This window comes from Paraburkholderia sp. SUR17 (genome assembly GCF_029536165.1).
Taxonomy (GTDB): Bacteria; Pseudomonadota; Gammaproteobacteria; order Burkholderiales; family Burkholderiaceae; genus Paraburkholderia; species Paraburkholderia kururiensis.
This window is the reverse complement of the sequence record NZ_CP120509.1, coordinates 2,072,268-2,084,891: the sequence shown is the minus strand read 5'-3', so window position 1 is coordinate 2,084,891 and position 12,624 is coordinate 2,072,268. Positions and strand designations below refer to the sequence as shown.

Here is a 12,624-nt window from a genome sequence, read left to right as displayed (position 1 = left end):
GCGTGCAGCGCCCATGCGAACCACCACGCGGAGCGAGCGAATTGCAACCCTTCGATCGATGCAAGGAGTCTCACCATGGAATCAACCACCCACGCAGACCTCATCCGCCATGATCTGCTGATAGACGGCAAGCGCATTGCGCCCAGCGGCGGCGACTATTCCGTCGACCTGAACCCGGCCACGGAAGAGCCCATCGCACTCGTTGCGCAAGGCACGGTGGCGGATGTCGACGTCGCCGTGCGTGCCGCGCGTGCCGCGCTGAAAGTCTGGAACGGTATGCGTGCCGGCGAACGCGGGCGCATTCTGGGCCGCTTCGCCGAGTTGTTGCGCGAGCATCAGGACGAGATCGCGGCGCTCGAAAGTCTCGATGCGGGCAAGCCCATCGCCGCCGTGATGCGCCAGGACGTCCCGGCCGCCATCGACACGCTCGCCTACTACGCGGGCTGGTGCGACAAGATCAACGGGCAGGTGGTGCCCGTGCGTCCCGACGCGCTCACCTACACGGTGCGCGAGCCGGTAGGCGTGGTGGGCGCGATCGTGCCGTGGAACTTCCCGCTCATGATCGGCATGTGGAAGATTGCGCCCGCGCTCGCGTGCGGCTGCACGCTCGTGGTGAAGCCAGCGGAGATCACGCCGCTTTCGGCGCTGCGTATCGGCGAACTCGCGCTCGAAGCCGGCGTGCCGCCCGGCGTGCTCAACATCGTGACCGGCAAGGGCAAGGTGGTGGGCGACGCGCTCGTTGCGCATCCGGGCGTGGACAAGGTCACCTTCACGGGCTCGCCTTCGGTGGGGCGCGGCATTCTGCAAGGCGCCGCGGGCAACTTCAAACGCGTGACGCTCGAGCTGGGCGGCAAGTCCGCGAACGTGATCTTCGCCGATGCGAATCTCGATCAGGCCGTGCGCGCGGCGGCGTCGGGCATCTTCTTCAACACGGGGCAGGTGTGTTCCGCGGGTTCGCGCATCCTTGCGCATCGCGATGTCTACGACGACGTGGTGGAGCGGCTCGCGGCACGCGCGAAGGCCATTCGCGTGGGCGACCCGTCGGGACGCGACACGTCCATGGGGCCGCTCGTTTCCGCAGCGCAGATGAAGACCGTGCTCGACTACGTGAGCATTGGCCGCGACGAGGGCGCGGCGCTCGTCACGGGCGGCAAGCGCATCGGCGAGCGCGGTTTCTATGTGGAGCCCACGGTGTTCGCGAACGTCGAGCACGAGATGCGCATTTCGCAGGAGGAAATCTTCGGACCGGTGGCGAGCGTGATCCGCTTCGAAGACGAAGAGGACGCTGTGCGTATCGCAAACGGCACCGCCTACAGTCTTGCGGCCGGCGTGTGGAGCGCCGACATCGGGCGCGTGCATCGCATGGCGCGCGAATTGCGCGCGGGCACGGTGTGGATCAATACCTATGGCTATACCGACGTGCGCCTGCCGTGGGGCGGTACGGGCGATTCGGGTTTCGGGCGCGAGCACGGCGACGTGGCGATCGAAAACTTCACGGAGCCGAAGGCGGTATGGCTCTCGCTCGCGCAGTAATGCGGCTGCGGGCGTAAAGAAGGCGGGCCGCTTACACGGCCCGCCTTTTGTTTTTACTGCGTCAGGGCTGTGCGCAATGACGTACGCGTGCACGCACGCGATATGCCGATATCACGCCCCCTGCAACGCCATCCGTTCGCGCTGCTTTACCAGGCCGAGCACGATGTCGATGGTGGGTGTCGGCTCGCCAATCAGGCGCCCCATCTCCTGCACGACGGTCAGGAGCGGATCGATCTCCAGCGGCCGGCCGTGTTCCAGATCGACGAGTGTCGAGGTCTTGTGCGCGCCCACCGCACCCGCGCCATCGATGCGACGCTCCACGTCCACGCGAAAGTGCACGCCGAACTGCTCGGCAATGCGCTTGGCTTCCAGCATCATCGTGCGCGACAGGGCGCGCGTGGCCGGGTCGCTCGTGATGATGTCGAGCGTGGCATGCGTGAGCACGCTGATCGGATTGAAGCAGAGGTTGCCCCAAAGCTTCAGCCAGATTTCGTCGCGAATGTTGTCGCGTATCGGCGCATCGAATCCGGCGGCCTGCATGATCTCGTGCAATTGCTGGATGCGCGGCGTGCGCTCGCCGCTCGGCTCGCCGATGGGAAACTTCTTGCCGTAGACGTGTTTGATGACGCCAGGCTCCGCGATTTCAGCAGCGGGATACAGCACGCAGCCGATGGCGCGTTCAGGCGTGAGGCGCGTCCATTGCGCGCCGTCCGGATCGACGCTTTCCAGCCGCGTGCCCGCGAACTTGCCGCCGTGCTGATAGAAGTACCAGTACGGAATGCCGTTGGTGCCCGTAACGATGGCGGTGTGGCTACCCAGGAGCGGCTGCATCGAATCGATGACGCCGGCGACCGAATGGGCCTTGAGCGTGATGATGACGTAGTCCTGCACGCCCAGTTCGCGCGGGTCCGAGGTGCAACGCACCCTGGCCACGTGTTCCTCGCCGTCTATCAGAAGCCGCGCACCGTTGGCCTGCATGGCGGCGAGGTGCGGCCCGCGCGCAACGAAACTCACGTCCGCGCCCGCGCGTGCGAGTTCCACCCCCATGAGCGCGCCGATTGCCCCCGCCCCGAAGATACAGATCTTCATGATGACATCCCCACTGACGATGAAAGGCCGGTTGCCCTTTGCACGCGTGGGCGCTGCGCCGCGTCCCGTTCAGGCGAACGGGAACGGGGCGCGCCGGCGAGGGCGATGATCACAGCATAGGAGGCAATGTCGATTCACGACAGTTAAAGTTTTTCGATTCAACCATTAGGAATGGCTTATGAACGCCTTCAGGCGCGGCGCGCGAACAGGAAACTGACGCCGATGGCGCCAAGGAACGCACCGCAGCAACGGTTGAACCAGCGGCGCACCGAGGCGCGCGCGAGCCAGCGCGCCAGATACACGCCGGCCGCGGAGTAGAGCGCAATCGCAATGCATTCGAGCACGAGAAAGCTCGCGCCGAGCACCGTGAACTGCGGCAGCATGGGCTTCGCGATGTCGACGAACTGCGGCAGAAACGCCGTGAAAACGAGGATCGCTTTGGGATTGCCCGCCGCGACGAAACACTCGCGCCGGGCCATGTGCGCAAGCGAGCCGCCGTCGTCGGCCATCGCTGCAAGCGGCCCGGCATCGCTCCGCCAGAGCTGGATGGCGAGCCAGACCAGATAGGCGGCGCCCGCCAGCTTGATCGCGAGGAAAAAGAGTTCGGAGGCTTGCAGCACGACCGCGAGGCCCGTCGCCGTCAGCACGATCATCGTCGCGAAAGCGACGAGGCGGCCCGCGCCGGCAATGACCGCTTTGAGGAAACCATGTCGCGCGGCGGCGTTGATGGAGAGCAGGTTGTTCGGGCCCGGCGCCATGTTGAGGGCAAAGCAGGCGGGCAGGAAGAAGAGCCAGGCGGAGAGGGACATGGCACATCACCAGTGTGGGGGGATGCGCGGATTGTAGCGTGCGGCACGCGCGCGAGTCCCCTTGCGCGGGTTTCGGCTGCACTGTTTAATCCGCTGCACGACATCGAACACAACGGAGAGCCGCATGAAAGGCAGCACCATCGAGTACCGGCATGCGAAGGGCCGCGCCGTGCGCGAACACATGAAGCGTTCGGCGCACCGCCAGATCGGCGATCTGAGTCGCGACCCGCTCGCGCCGTTGCGCGAGCAGGCCGCGCACTACGCACCGCGGCTCGTGGCGCTGCATCACGGCCGCATGGCGGTGTCGCCGCTCGCGTTCTTTCTCGGCAGCGCGGCGTTGCACGCGCATGACCTGAGCCGCATGCCTCACACCGGCATGCTTGTGCCCCTCTGCGGGAATGCGCATCTGCTCAACTTCTGCGGCTTCGTCACTGCCGGGCGCGAGCTGGCGTTCGAAGTCGACGCGTTCGACGAAGCCGCGATAGGCCCGTGGGAATGGGACGTGAAGCGCCTCGCTGTGAGCCTCGTGCTGGCGGCACGTCAGCGGCGGCTATCCAGCCGCGCGGCCGAAGAGCTGGTGCTGGCCGCCGTGGCGCAGTACCGCGACCGCATGCGTCAGTACGCGCAATACGGCGCCGTCGAGATGTGGCACGAGACGATCACGTTCGACCACATGATCGAAAGCGCGCTGGCACCGGAGGCGCGTCGCGCCATCCGGCGCGCTCTGGAAAAGGGCGCGGCGGGGGCGGATGGCAGCGCGCCCGGCTCGCTCGTCGATCGCACTGCGCACGGCTTCGCATGGCGCAACGCGCCACCCACGCTATTTCGCGCAGAGCACGCCGCGCCGTTGTTCGCATCCGACGAGGGCGGGTTCGAAGCAGGCGCAGACTGGCGCAGCGTGATCGAGCCGATGTGGGAGCAGTATCGCGAGACGCTGGCGCACGACCGGCGCGCCTTGCTCGATCAATTCACGCTTCAGGATCTCGCTTTCCAGATCGAGGTCGAGAACGGCGCGAGCCGGGACTTCGTGCTCTTGTGCACCGATCATCACGACAAGCCGCTCTTTCTTCAGGCGAGGGAATCGCACCCGTCCGCCATTGCGCGATACGTCGATGCCGGCTCGCCACGCGCCTTGCCTGCACGTCATGACGGCGAGCGCGTAGTGATGGCGCAGCATCTGCTGCAGGCTACGAGAGACGTTTTTGCAGGCTGGACCGCCCGTGCCTCGCAGCGTCCCTTCCATGTGCGCGAATGGCGCGACAGGAAGCTTGCCGCGAATGTCGATCTGTTCGACAGCATGCTGCTTGAAAGCTACGCGCGGCTCTGCGGCTGGGCGCTCGCGCGGGCGCATGCGAAGGCGAGCGGCGAGGGCATCGAGATTGCCGCCTACATGGGCCGCAGCGATCAGTTCCCGCAGTCGCTCGCGGCGTATGCGCGCGTCTATGCAGACAAGGCGGAGCACGACTACGATGTGTTCCTTGCGGCGTGCCGAAGCGGCAAGCTCGAAACGCAAAGCGAAAACGACGGCGCCGCAGACATGTCCGGCACGCGCGCCGCATGACGTCATGCGCGGCACGCGCCAATCGTATGCATCACATCAAGGAGACAAGGCAAGGTGAGCATGGGAACAGAGGTCCAGCGTCATGAAGGCAGCGCGGCAGATCCGCGCGCAGGCAAGGTTGCACTCGTCACGGGTGCGGGCAGCGGGATAGGGCGCGCCGTGGTGAAGCGTCTCCTCGCGCACGGTTATCGCGTGGTACTGGCAGGGCGTCGCGCCGCGCTGCTCGATGCGCTAGTGGCCGAAGCGCAGCAACTCGGTCAGGAAGCGCTGGCCGTGCCTTGCGACGTCGCGGATGCCGCAAGCGTCGCGCATCTCTTCGACACCATTCGTTCGCGCTATGGGCGGCTCGACGTGCTCTTCAACAACGCGGGACGCAACGGGCCGCCCGTGGAGATCGACGAACTCGACGTCGACGTCTGGCGCGCCGTGGTGGATACGAACCTCACCGGCGTGTTCCTGTGTACGCGCGCGGCCTTTGCGTTGATGAAGTCGCAGTCGCCGCGCGGCGGCCGCATCATCAACAACGGTTCCATTTCCGCGCACGCGCCGCGACCCAACAGCATTGCGTACACCGCGACCAAGCACGCGATTACGGGGCTCACGAAGTCCGTATCGCTCGACGGACGCAAGTACGACATTGCCTGCGGGCAGATCGACATCGGCAACGCGGCCACGGAAATGGCCGAGCGCATGGCGCGCGGCGTGCCGCAGGCCAACGGCGAAATCGCCGTGGAACCGCTGATGGACGTTTCGCACGTCGCCGACGCGGTGCTGCACATGGCCGAGCTGCCGCTCGCCGCGAACGTGCAGTTCATGACCATCATGGCGACGAAGATGCCGTTCGTGGGGCGCGGCTGACCACACTGCGCAAACCGACAACAACAACGGAGAGCAATGACGATGGACACACAGACCGTACACGCCTACGACACCCGTGCGGCCGCGTACGCGCAGGAATGGCACACGCAGCCCGCGCCCGACGACATGTACGCGTTGCTGGAGCGCTACTTCAGGCCGGGGCCCACGGCGGACGTGGGTTGCGGCGCGGGCCGCGACACGGCGTGGCTCGCTGCGCATGGCTACGATGCGTGCGGTTTCGATGCATCGGAGGGGCTGCTCGAAGCGGCGCGTGCGCTGCACCCGGGGCTGCGCTTCGAGCACGCGGTGTTGCCCGAACTCGCGAACGTCGCATCGGGTGCTTACGAGAACGTGTTGTGCGAGACCGTGATCATGCATCTCGAGCCTGCGGCGGTAACGCCTGCCGTGCAGCGGCTGCTCGACATCACGCATGCGGGCGGTACGGTTTACCTGAGCTGGCGCGTGACCGCGGACGCCTCGCAGCGCGACGGCAACGGACGGCTCTACGCTGCCTTCGACAAGGCCGCAGTGCTCGACGCACTGAGCGTTGACGACACCGTGCTGTTCGACCGCGAGGAGGTAAGCGCATCGTCGGGCAAGCGTATTCATCGGCTCATCGTGCGCAAGGGCGGCACGGCGTGACGGCACGGCAGGCAGACGGCGCGGGCGCGTGACGGCAGCCGCGCCGTCTGCGCGATCAGCGGCGCTCCCGTATACTGGCGCGATCGCGTTCATGCCGTTTCGTTTGTCTGCCGTGCACGATTGCCTGCACCCCGACGATCCTCGTCCGCAACCACCTCTGCGCCCCACCGATGACGATTGTTGTCGCGGCGGCTGCGCGCCCTGCGTTTTCGATCTCTACGACGAGGCGTGCGAGCGCTACCGCGCCGCGCTCGCAGCGTGGGAGGCGCGGCAAGCGGCTCACGCGGAGCACACGCACGAGGCACAGCAGAAAACCCCGCGCGTAAAGCCCCGCTCATGACCGACCTTCTGTCTCCCGCCATCGACCCCGCCGCACTTGCGGCGCTCCACGACTTCGTGCGCCGGCATCCGCGGCTTTTCGTGCTGACCGGCGCGGGCATCAGCACCGACTCCGGTATTCCCGGCTATCGCGACGAAAACGGCGAATGGAAGCGTTCGCCGCCCATCACGTTGCAGGCGTTCGTCGGTTCGCACGAGGCGCGGCAGCGCTACTGGGCACGCAGCATGGTGGGCTGGCCCGTGGTCGCGCACGCGCATCCGAATGAGGCGCATCGCGCGCTCGCACGCATCGAAGCGGCGCAACACGTGGCCGCGCTCGTCACGCAGAACGTGGACGGGTTGCATCAGCGCGCGGGCAGCGCGAACGTGATTGAACTGCACGGCAGCATTGGCGGCGTGACGTGCATGGACTGCAGCACGACGTATTCGCGCGCGTCGCTTCAGCAGACCCTGGAGCGCGACAACCCGGCCTTTGCCGGCGCCAACGCGGAACCCGCTGCGGACGGCGACGCGCATATCGAATGGGCCGATCTCGCCGCGTTTCGCGTGCCCGTGTGCGAGGTCTGCGGCGGCATGCTGAAGCCCGCTGTCGTGTTCTTCGGCGAGAACGTGCCGCGCACGCGTGTAGAAGCCGCGAGCGCCGCGCTCGATGCGGCCGACGCGGTACTCGTGGTGGGCTCGTCGCTCATGGTGTATTCAGGCTTTCGCTTCTGCGTGTGGGCCGAGCGTGCGGGCAAGCCGGTCGCGGCCATCAATCTCGGCAAGACACGTGCGGACCCGATGCTCGCGTTGAAGGTGGAGGCGCCGTGCGGCGAGACGCTGGCCGCGCTCGCGGGACAACTCGCGGCCGCTACTGGATAGAGGGCTCAAAGCGGGCCCAAAGCGAGCTCAAAGCGAGGTTTGCAGCAGGTTTGCAACGGCTTCGCAACGCGCCCGCAACGCGTCAGATTCCCAACTCAACTCCATTGCCATCACGACAAGGACGTGCCGATGCTCACCACACTCGAAGAACTGGAAGCGCTTTACGGTCAGCCGCATGAGCGGTCCGTGCGAAAGGAAATCCGCTATGTCAACGAAAGCTACCGGCAGTTCATCGAGCGCTCGCCTTTCGTCGTGCTTGCGACGGCGGGCCCCGAAGGGCTCGATTGCTCGCCGCGCGGCGACGCGCCGGGCTTCGTGCGCATCGTCGACGAACGCACGCTCGCCATGCCGGACCGCATCGGCAACAACCGCGTGGACAGTCTGCGCAACATCCTCGCGCAGCCGCACGTGGGGCTTCTCTTCATCGTGCCGGGCGTGGGCGAGACGCTGCGTGTGAACGGGCGCGCGCGCATCAGCGCGGACGAGGCGCTGCTCGAGAGCTTCGCCGTGGAAGGCAAGCGGCCGCGCACGGTGGTGATGATCGACGTCGATGCGGTCTACTTTCATTGCTCGAAGGCACTGGTGCGCTCGAAACTCTGGGACCCGGCGCAGCACGTCGAGCGTTCGCTGCTGCCGAGCGCGGGCGAAATGATCAAAAGCATCCGCGACGATTTCGATGCCGTGGCCTACGACCGCGAGCTGCCCGAGCGCCTGAAGACGGGCCTGTACTGAGGCCCGTGCTGAGGCCCGTATTGAGACCTCTCCTGAGCGGGCCCGCGAATTGCCATCGATGAGCACGCGAGGGCAGCGAACGGCCATTTCCCTTATCCTTTGACCCTCGACGCCGCGCAGTGAGCGCAACGCGCACGCGGCATCCCCGTTTTCTGAAGTGGAGAACCGACATGGGCAAACAGGCAATCGGCGTAGTAGGGCTGGCCGTGATGGGACGCAATCTGGCGCTCAACATCGAGAGCCGGGGCTACGCGGTTTCGGTCTATAACCGCAGCCGCGAAAAAACCGACGAACTGATCGCGGAATTCCCCGACCGCAAGCTGGTGCCCACCTACACGCTCGAGGAATTCGTGGCCTCGCTCGAAAAGCCGCGCCGCATCCTCATGATGGTGAAGGCCGGCGAGCCGACCGACGCCACCATCGCGGCGCTCAAGCCGCTGCTCGACAAGGGCGACATTCTGATCGACGGCGGCAACACGCCGTTTCAGGACACCATCCGCCGCAACCAGGAACTCGCGAAGGCGGGCTTTCATTTCATCGGCACGGGCGTGTCGGGCGGCGAAGAGGGCGCGCTCAAGGGGCCGTCCATCATGCCGGGCGGCCAGCGCGAAGCCTACGACCTCGTGGCGCCCATCCTCACCGAAATCGCCGCGAAGGCGCCCGACGGCGAGCCGTGCGTCGCCTACATGGGCCCGGACGGCGCGGGCCACTACGTGAAGATGGTGCACAACGGTATCGAGTACGGCGACATGCAGCTGATCGCCGAAAGCTACGCGGTGCTGAGCCAGGTGGCGGGGCTGTCGAACGCGGAACTCGCCGACGTCTACACCGAGTGGAATCAGGGCGAGCTCGACAGTTACCTGATCGAAATTACCTCGAAGATTTTCCGCAAGAAGGACGACGAAACGGGCAAGGACCTCGTCGACGTGATTCTCGACCGCGCCGCGCAAAAGGGCACCGGCAAGTGGACGAGCCAGAACGCGCTCGACCTCGGCGTGCCGCTGCCGCTCATCACCGAATCGGTGTTTGCGCGTGTGCTGTCGTCGCTGAAGACGCAGCGCGTGGCCGCAAGCAAAGTGATCGAAGGTCCGCAGGCGAAGCCCTTTTCGGGCGACCGCGCCGCGTTCGTTGAAGCAGTGCGCCGCGCGCTGTACCTGAGCAAGGTGATCTCGTACGCGCAGGGTTTCGCGCAACTGCGTGCCGCGTCGGATGAGTACAAGTGGGATCTCGACTACGGCACGATCGCGAAGATTTTCCGTGCGGGCTGCATCATCCGCGCGCGCTTCCTGCAGAAGATCACGGACGCCTATGCCCAGGACAAGGCGCTCGCCAACCTGCTGCTCGATCCGTACTTCCGCGATATCGCCGCGCGCTACCAGGGCGCGCTGCGCGAGGTGGTCGTGGCCGCGGTGACGGCCGGGGTGCCGGTGCCCACGTTCGCGTCCGCGGTGGCGTACTTCGACGGCTACCGCTCCGAGCGTCTGCCCGCGAACCTCGTGCAGGCACAGCGCGACTTCTTCGGTGCGCACACGTTCGAGCGCGTGGACAAGCCGGGCAGTTTCCACGCGCATTGGGCGTGACGAAGCGCGCGGGTGGCGCGGACTATTGCTGTAATCGATTGTTTCAATCGGCCATTTTCGGCTTCATTATTGCGATTGGAACAATAGACTTTGGTCAAAGTAAGGGTTTCCCCTAGAGGATGTCTTGCCTAGACTTGTCTTCAAGCGCTGCACGACAGGGTGTCGAGCAGCCAAAACAGACAAGTTTCGGAGGTCATCATGAATGCAAAGTCTTTTGTTTCCGCAGTTGCCGTTGCCACGCTGCTCGCCGCTCCGGTGGCGTCGTTTGCGCAGTCGAACCAGCCTGTGACGCGTGCGCAAGTGCGTGCCGAACTGATCCAGCTCGAAAAGGCCGGCTACAACCCGGCGGCTGACCGCGTCGATTACCCGGCCGACATCCAGGCCGCCCAACAGCGTGTCGCGGCGCAGGCCCAACTGGCTCAAGCTGACACGAGCGGTTACGGTGCGCAAACGGTGGGGTCGTCCGCAGCAGGTAGCGCGGCGACGAAGACCGCGCCGAACCTCGGCGTGTACTTCGGGCACTAAAGCAGTTGCGCTGCCTGGCGGGTGCCTGTAGCAGCGCAGGCTGGAAGCAGGCGACGCGGATAACGTGTCAGAGGGAACGAAAAAACGCGGACCGGTTACCCGGTCCGCGTTTTTTTATGGGGTGGCGCGCCGGCATTGTGCCGATGCGAGAACCTTCAATGCAGCGTATGCCGTCGCGTGAGATCGTCGAACAGGCCCTCGCTCGGTTCGAGGGCAAAGAGCCAGGTTTCGTCGTAGCCGCTCAGCGTATCAAGTGCATCGCGCAAACGCTCGATGGCAAGCGCAGACACTTCGACTTTCGCTTCCACGCCGCCCGACAGACGGGCCACGCTCGCGAGCTGGACGAGTTCGTCGGCGGCTTCGGCCACGTCCGCTGCAAAGACGAGGTGTGTATTGAGCAATTCGACGAGACCGGGCGACGCTGCAATATCCTCGAGGTTCAACTGCACGGACAGAAAAGTGGCTTTGTTCATGCTGGCGGTCCTTACCGATATGGCTTGCGACGTGGCAAACGGTGAGTGGAGGGAAACTGGGCAGCAGGACCCAGTATAGGCCAGCAGTCTCGTGATGCAATGCGCCTGCGGCCGCAGTTGCCGACCTCGCGCCGGGCACGCCGGTTGCGCATGCGCCCTATAATCGGGCTCTCCATTCATCAGCTTTGCCGGTTCCGTCTGCCCATCGTGTTCCTGGCGCCGCTCCGGTCAGGTACCGTACGCAGCCGGGCCGTTCAGCGCCCACATCATGAAAATCATACGCAGCAAGACGTTCACGGCGCCGCGCGCATGGGGCGCGCTCGACATCGCCAACATGAACGGCATCACCACGCGGCTGCACTGGACCGACCAGCCGTACCGCTGGCACGTGAACGACGGCGAAGAGGTGTTCGCGGTGCTGGATGGCCGCGTCGAGATGCGTTATCGCGACAACGGCGCGGAGCAGAGCACGGTGCTGGAATCCGGCGACATCTTCTTTGCATCGGTGGGCACCGAACACGTCGCGCATCCCATTGGGGAAGCCAGAATTCTTGTAATCGAGTCGGAAGGCAGCGTCTAGCGCGGGCGCCGGCCCGGCCCGGCGCTGGTCGGTGAATTCGCGCGAACGAACCGCGGCTTGCGGCAATCGAATGTGGGTTGGCATCAGCGAGCGGAGGACAACAACGATGATTCGACAGCAGCGCAACGTGGGCATGGATCTGGCAAGGACGCTGGCAAAGGCGGCGGCGAGCACCGGTGCAACGGTCGTGCTCGTTTCCGGCTGTACAACCGGCTGGATGCCCTGGGAACAGCAACCCACCTACCCGAGCGCGAGTGTGCAGCGCACACAGCAGCCGGTGCCCGCGGGCTATTACCGCGTCAACCCTGGCGATACCGTAGCGGGCATTGCCGCGGCGTTCGGCCAGCGCAAGCAGGACATCGCAGACTGGAACCACATTGCCGCGGACGTGCCGCCGCTGCCCGGCCAGGTGCTGAGGGTGGCGCCGCAACCCGCGGCGCAGGCCATGTCGCCGGGTGCCGGCACGGCTGCTAATGGCGCGAACGGGATGGCAGGCGCCAACGCGGCGCCGGCGGTGCGGCTCGCCTGGCCGGTTCAGGGCCCGGTGCTGAAACCGTTCGTGGCCGGCAAGACGAATGGCATCGTGATCGGCGGCACCGAGGGCGAGACGGTGAAAGCGGCCGCTGCGGGGCGCGTGGTCTACGCAGGCACGGGGCTCGAGGCGTATGGGCCGCTCGTCATCGTGAAGCACAACGACTCGCTGATTACGGCTTATGGCCACAACAGCAAGCTGCTCGTCAAGGAAGACGACGCAGTCGCGCAAGGCCAGGCCATCGCCGAGATGGGTGCCGACGCGAAAGGCGCGGGCACGCTCGAATTCGAAGTGCGCCGCGACGGCAAGCCTGTCGATCCGCTCGGCTATCTGCCGCGGCAAGGCGGCTGATCTCCGTCGCGAGGCATTGCCCGGCTTCGCCTGACGTTGCCCAGTACGGGCGCGAACCGTGCGTCGCGTCCATCGCCTGCGGCGTGGCAACGCTTTTCGTTTGGAAATACACTTTCTCCTCTGTGCGATGGGCACTGCGTGTGCCCGTCTCACCATTTG

At 65.7% G+C, this 12,624-nt stretch carries 14 protein-coding genes; 11 read left to right on the top strand and 3 right to left on the bottom strand.

Going from position 1 to position 12,624, the window contains the following annotated elements; all coding sequences use genetic code 11:
* Positions 1-75 precede the first annotated feature (75 nt).
* Entirely contained in the window at positions 76-1,533 is a 1,458-nt protein-coding gene (locus P2869_RS26620; RefSeq protein WP_277598456.1) for an aldehyde dehydrogenase family protein, read from the top strand.
* A gap of 111 nt (positions 1,534-1,644) precedes the next feature.
* Here the strand turns inward: P2869_RS26620 and P2869_RS26615 are convergent, their stop codons facing one another.
* Positions 1,645-2,622, bottom strand: a complete 978-nt coding sequence (locus P2869_RS26615; protein WP_126878679.1) for a 2-dehydropantoate 2-reductase — start codon at positions 2,620-2,622, stop codon at positions 1,645-1,647.
* Positions 2,623-2,810: 188 nt separating this feature from the next.
* Positions 2,811-3,431 carry a LysE family translocator gene (locus P2869_RS26610; RefSeq protein ID WP_277598455.1) on the bottom strand — a complete coding sequence of 207 codons (621 nt, stop codon included), beginning with the start codon at positions 3,429-3,431 and terminating at the stop codon, positions 2,811-2,813.
* A gap of 124 nt (positions 3,432-3,555) precedes the next feature.
* Here P2869_RS26610 and P2869_RS26605 point away from each other — a divergent pair, with 124 nt between their 5' ends.
* The 8 genes from P2869_RS26605 (at position 3,556) to P2869_RS26570 (ending at position 10,529) form a co-directional block, all read left to right on the top strand.
* Complete coding sequence (locus P2869_RS26605; RefSeq protein ID WP_277598454.1) at positions 3,556-4,992, top strand: DUF2252 domain-containing protein; 1,437 nt, start codon at positions 3,556-3,558, stop codon at positions 4,990-4,992.
* Positions 4,993-5,052: 60 nt separating this feature from the next.
* Entirely contained in the window at positions 5,053-5,850 is a 798-nt protein-coding gene (locus P2869_RS26600) for an SDR family oxidoreductase (RefSeq protein WP_277598453.1), read from the top strand.
* 42 nt (positions 5,851-5,892) lie between these two features.
* On the top strand, positions 5,893-6,492 hold the full coding sequence (locus P2869_RS26595) for a methyltransferase domain-containing protein (RefSeq protein WP_026121565.1): 600 nt from the start codon (positions 5,893-5,895) through the stop codon (positions 6,490-6,492).
* A 91-nt stretch (positions 6,493-6,583) separates the two neighbouring features.
* Positions 6,584-6,832, top strand: a complete 249-nt coding sequence (locus tag P2869_RS26590) for an oxidoreductase-like domain-containing protein (protein WP_277599858.1) — start codon at positions 6,584-6,586, stop codon at positions 6,830-6,832.
* The gene (locus tag P2869_RS26585) at positions 6,829-7,692 is read left to right on the top strand and encodes an NAD-dependent protein deacetylase (protein ID WP_277598452.1); all 864 of its coding nucleotides are present in this window, start codon (positions 6,829-6,831) and stop codon (positions 7,690-7,692) included. Before P2869_RS26590 ends, P2869_RS26585 begins: the two co-directional genes overlap by 4 nt.
* Before the next feature lie 129 nt (positions 7,693-7,821).
* Positions 7,822-8,424, top strand: coding sequence for a pyridoxamine 5'-phosphate oxidase family protein (locus tag P2869_RS26580; protein ID WP_042303388.1), 603 nt, complete (start codon positions 7,822-7,824; stop codon positions 8,422-8,424).
* Positions 8,425-8,594: 170 nt separating this feature from the next.
* Entirely contained in the window at positions 8,595-10,004 is a 1,410-nt protein-coding gene (gene gndA, locus P2869_RS26575) for an NADP-dependent phosphogluconate dehydrogenase (RefSeq protein WP_277598451.1), read from the top strand.
* A gap of 198 nt (positions 10,005-10,202) precedes the next feature.
* On the top strand, positions 10,203-10,529 hold the full coding sequence (locus P2869_RS26570; protein WP_017775343.1) for a DUF4148 domain-containing protein: 327 nt from the start codon (positions 10,203-10,205) through the stop codon (positions 10,527-10,529).
* A gap of 155 nt (positions 10,530-10,684) precedes the next feature.
* Here the strand turns inward: P2869_RS26570 and P2869_RS26565 are convergent, their stop codons facing one another.
* Positions 10,685-11,002 carry a hypothetical protein gene (locus P2869_RS26565; protein ID WP_017775344.1) on the bottom strand — a complete coding sequence of 106 codons (318 nt, stop codon included), beginning with the start codon at positions 11,000-11,002 and terminating at the stop codon, positions 10,685-10,687.
* A 268-nt stretch (positions 11,003-11,270) separates the two neighbouring features.
* On the opposite strand from P2869_RS26565, the gene P2869_RS26560 reads away from it, so the two are divergent.
* Positions 11,271-11,582, top strand: a complete 312-nt coding sequence (locus P2869_RS26560; protein WP_277598450.1) for a cupin domain-containing protein — start codon at positions 11,271-11,273, stop codon at positions 11,580-11,582.
* Positions 11,583-11,688: 106 nt separating this feature from the next.
* Positions 11,689-12,465 (top strand): peptidoglycan DD-metalloendopeptidase family protein, encoded by a 777-nt coding sequence (locus P2869_RS26555; protein WP_233411691.1) that lies wholly within the window; start codon positions 11,689-11,691, stop codon positions 12,463-12,465.
* Positions 12,466-12,624: the final 159 nt, after the last annotated feature.

Excerpts from the sequence above, each read along its gene's own strand:
- P2869_RS26555 (WP_233411691.1), top strand. The coding sequence starts at position 11,689 with ATGATTCGACAGCAGCGCAACGTGGGCATGGATCTGGCAAGGACGCTG.
- P2869_RS26620 (WP_277598456.1), top strand. The coding sequence starts at position 76 with ATGGAATCAACCACCCACGCAGACCTCATCCGCCATGATCTGCTGATA.
- P2869_RS26615 (WP_126878679.1), bottom strand. The coding sequence starts at position 2,622 with ATGAAGATCTGTATCTTCGGGGCGGGGGCAATCGGCGCGCTCATGGGG.
- P2869_RS26580 (WP_042303388.1), top strand. The coding sequence starts at position 7,822 with ATGCTCACCACACTCGAAGAACTGGAAGCGCTTTACGGTCAGCCGCAT.
- P2869_RS26600 (WP_277598453.1), top strand. The coding sequence starts at position 5,053 with ATGGGAACAGAGGTCCAGCGTCATGAAGGCAGCGCGGCAGATCCGCGC.
- P2869_RS26585 (WP_277598452.1), top strand. The coding sequence starts at position 6,829 with ATGACCGACCTTCTGTCTCCCGCCATCGACCCCGCCGCACTTGCGGCG.
- P2869_RS26610 (WP_277598455.1), bottom strand. The coding sequence starts at position 3,431 with ATGTCCCTCTCCGCCTGGCTCTTCTTCCTGCCCGCCTGCTTTGCCCTC.
- P2869_RS26595 (WP_026121565.1), top strand. The coding sequence starts at position 5,893 with ATGGACACACAGACCGTACACGCCTACGACACCCGTGCGGCCGCGTAC.
- P2869_RS26560 (WP_277598450.1), top strand. The coding sequence starts at position 11,271 with ATGAAAATCATACGCAGCAAGACGTTCACGGCGCCGCGCGCATGGGGC.
- gndA (WP_277598451.1), top strand. The coding sequence starts at position 8,595 with ATGGGCAAACAGGCAATCGGCGTAGTAGGGCTGGCCGTGATGGGACGC.
- P2869_RS26605 (WP_277598454.1), top strand. The coding sequence starts at position 3,556 with ATGAAAGGCAGCACCATCGAGTACCGGCATGCGAAGGGCCGCGCCGTG.
- P2869_RS26570 (WP_017775343.1), top strand. The coding sequence starts at position 10,203 with ATGAATGCAAAGTCTTTTGTTTCCGCAGTTGCCGTTGCCACGCTGCTC.
- P2869_RS26565 (WP_017775344.1), bottom strand. The coding sequence starts at position 11,002 with ATGAACAAAGCCACTTTTCTGTCCGTGCAGTTGAACCTCGAGGATATT.
- P2869_RS26590 (WP_277599858.1), top strand. The coding sequence starts at position 6,584 with ATGCCGTTTCGTTTGTCTGCCGTGCACGATTGCCTGCACCCCGACGAT.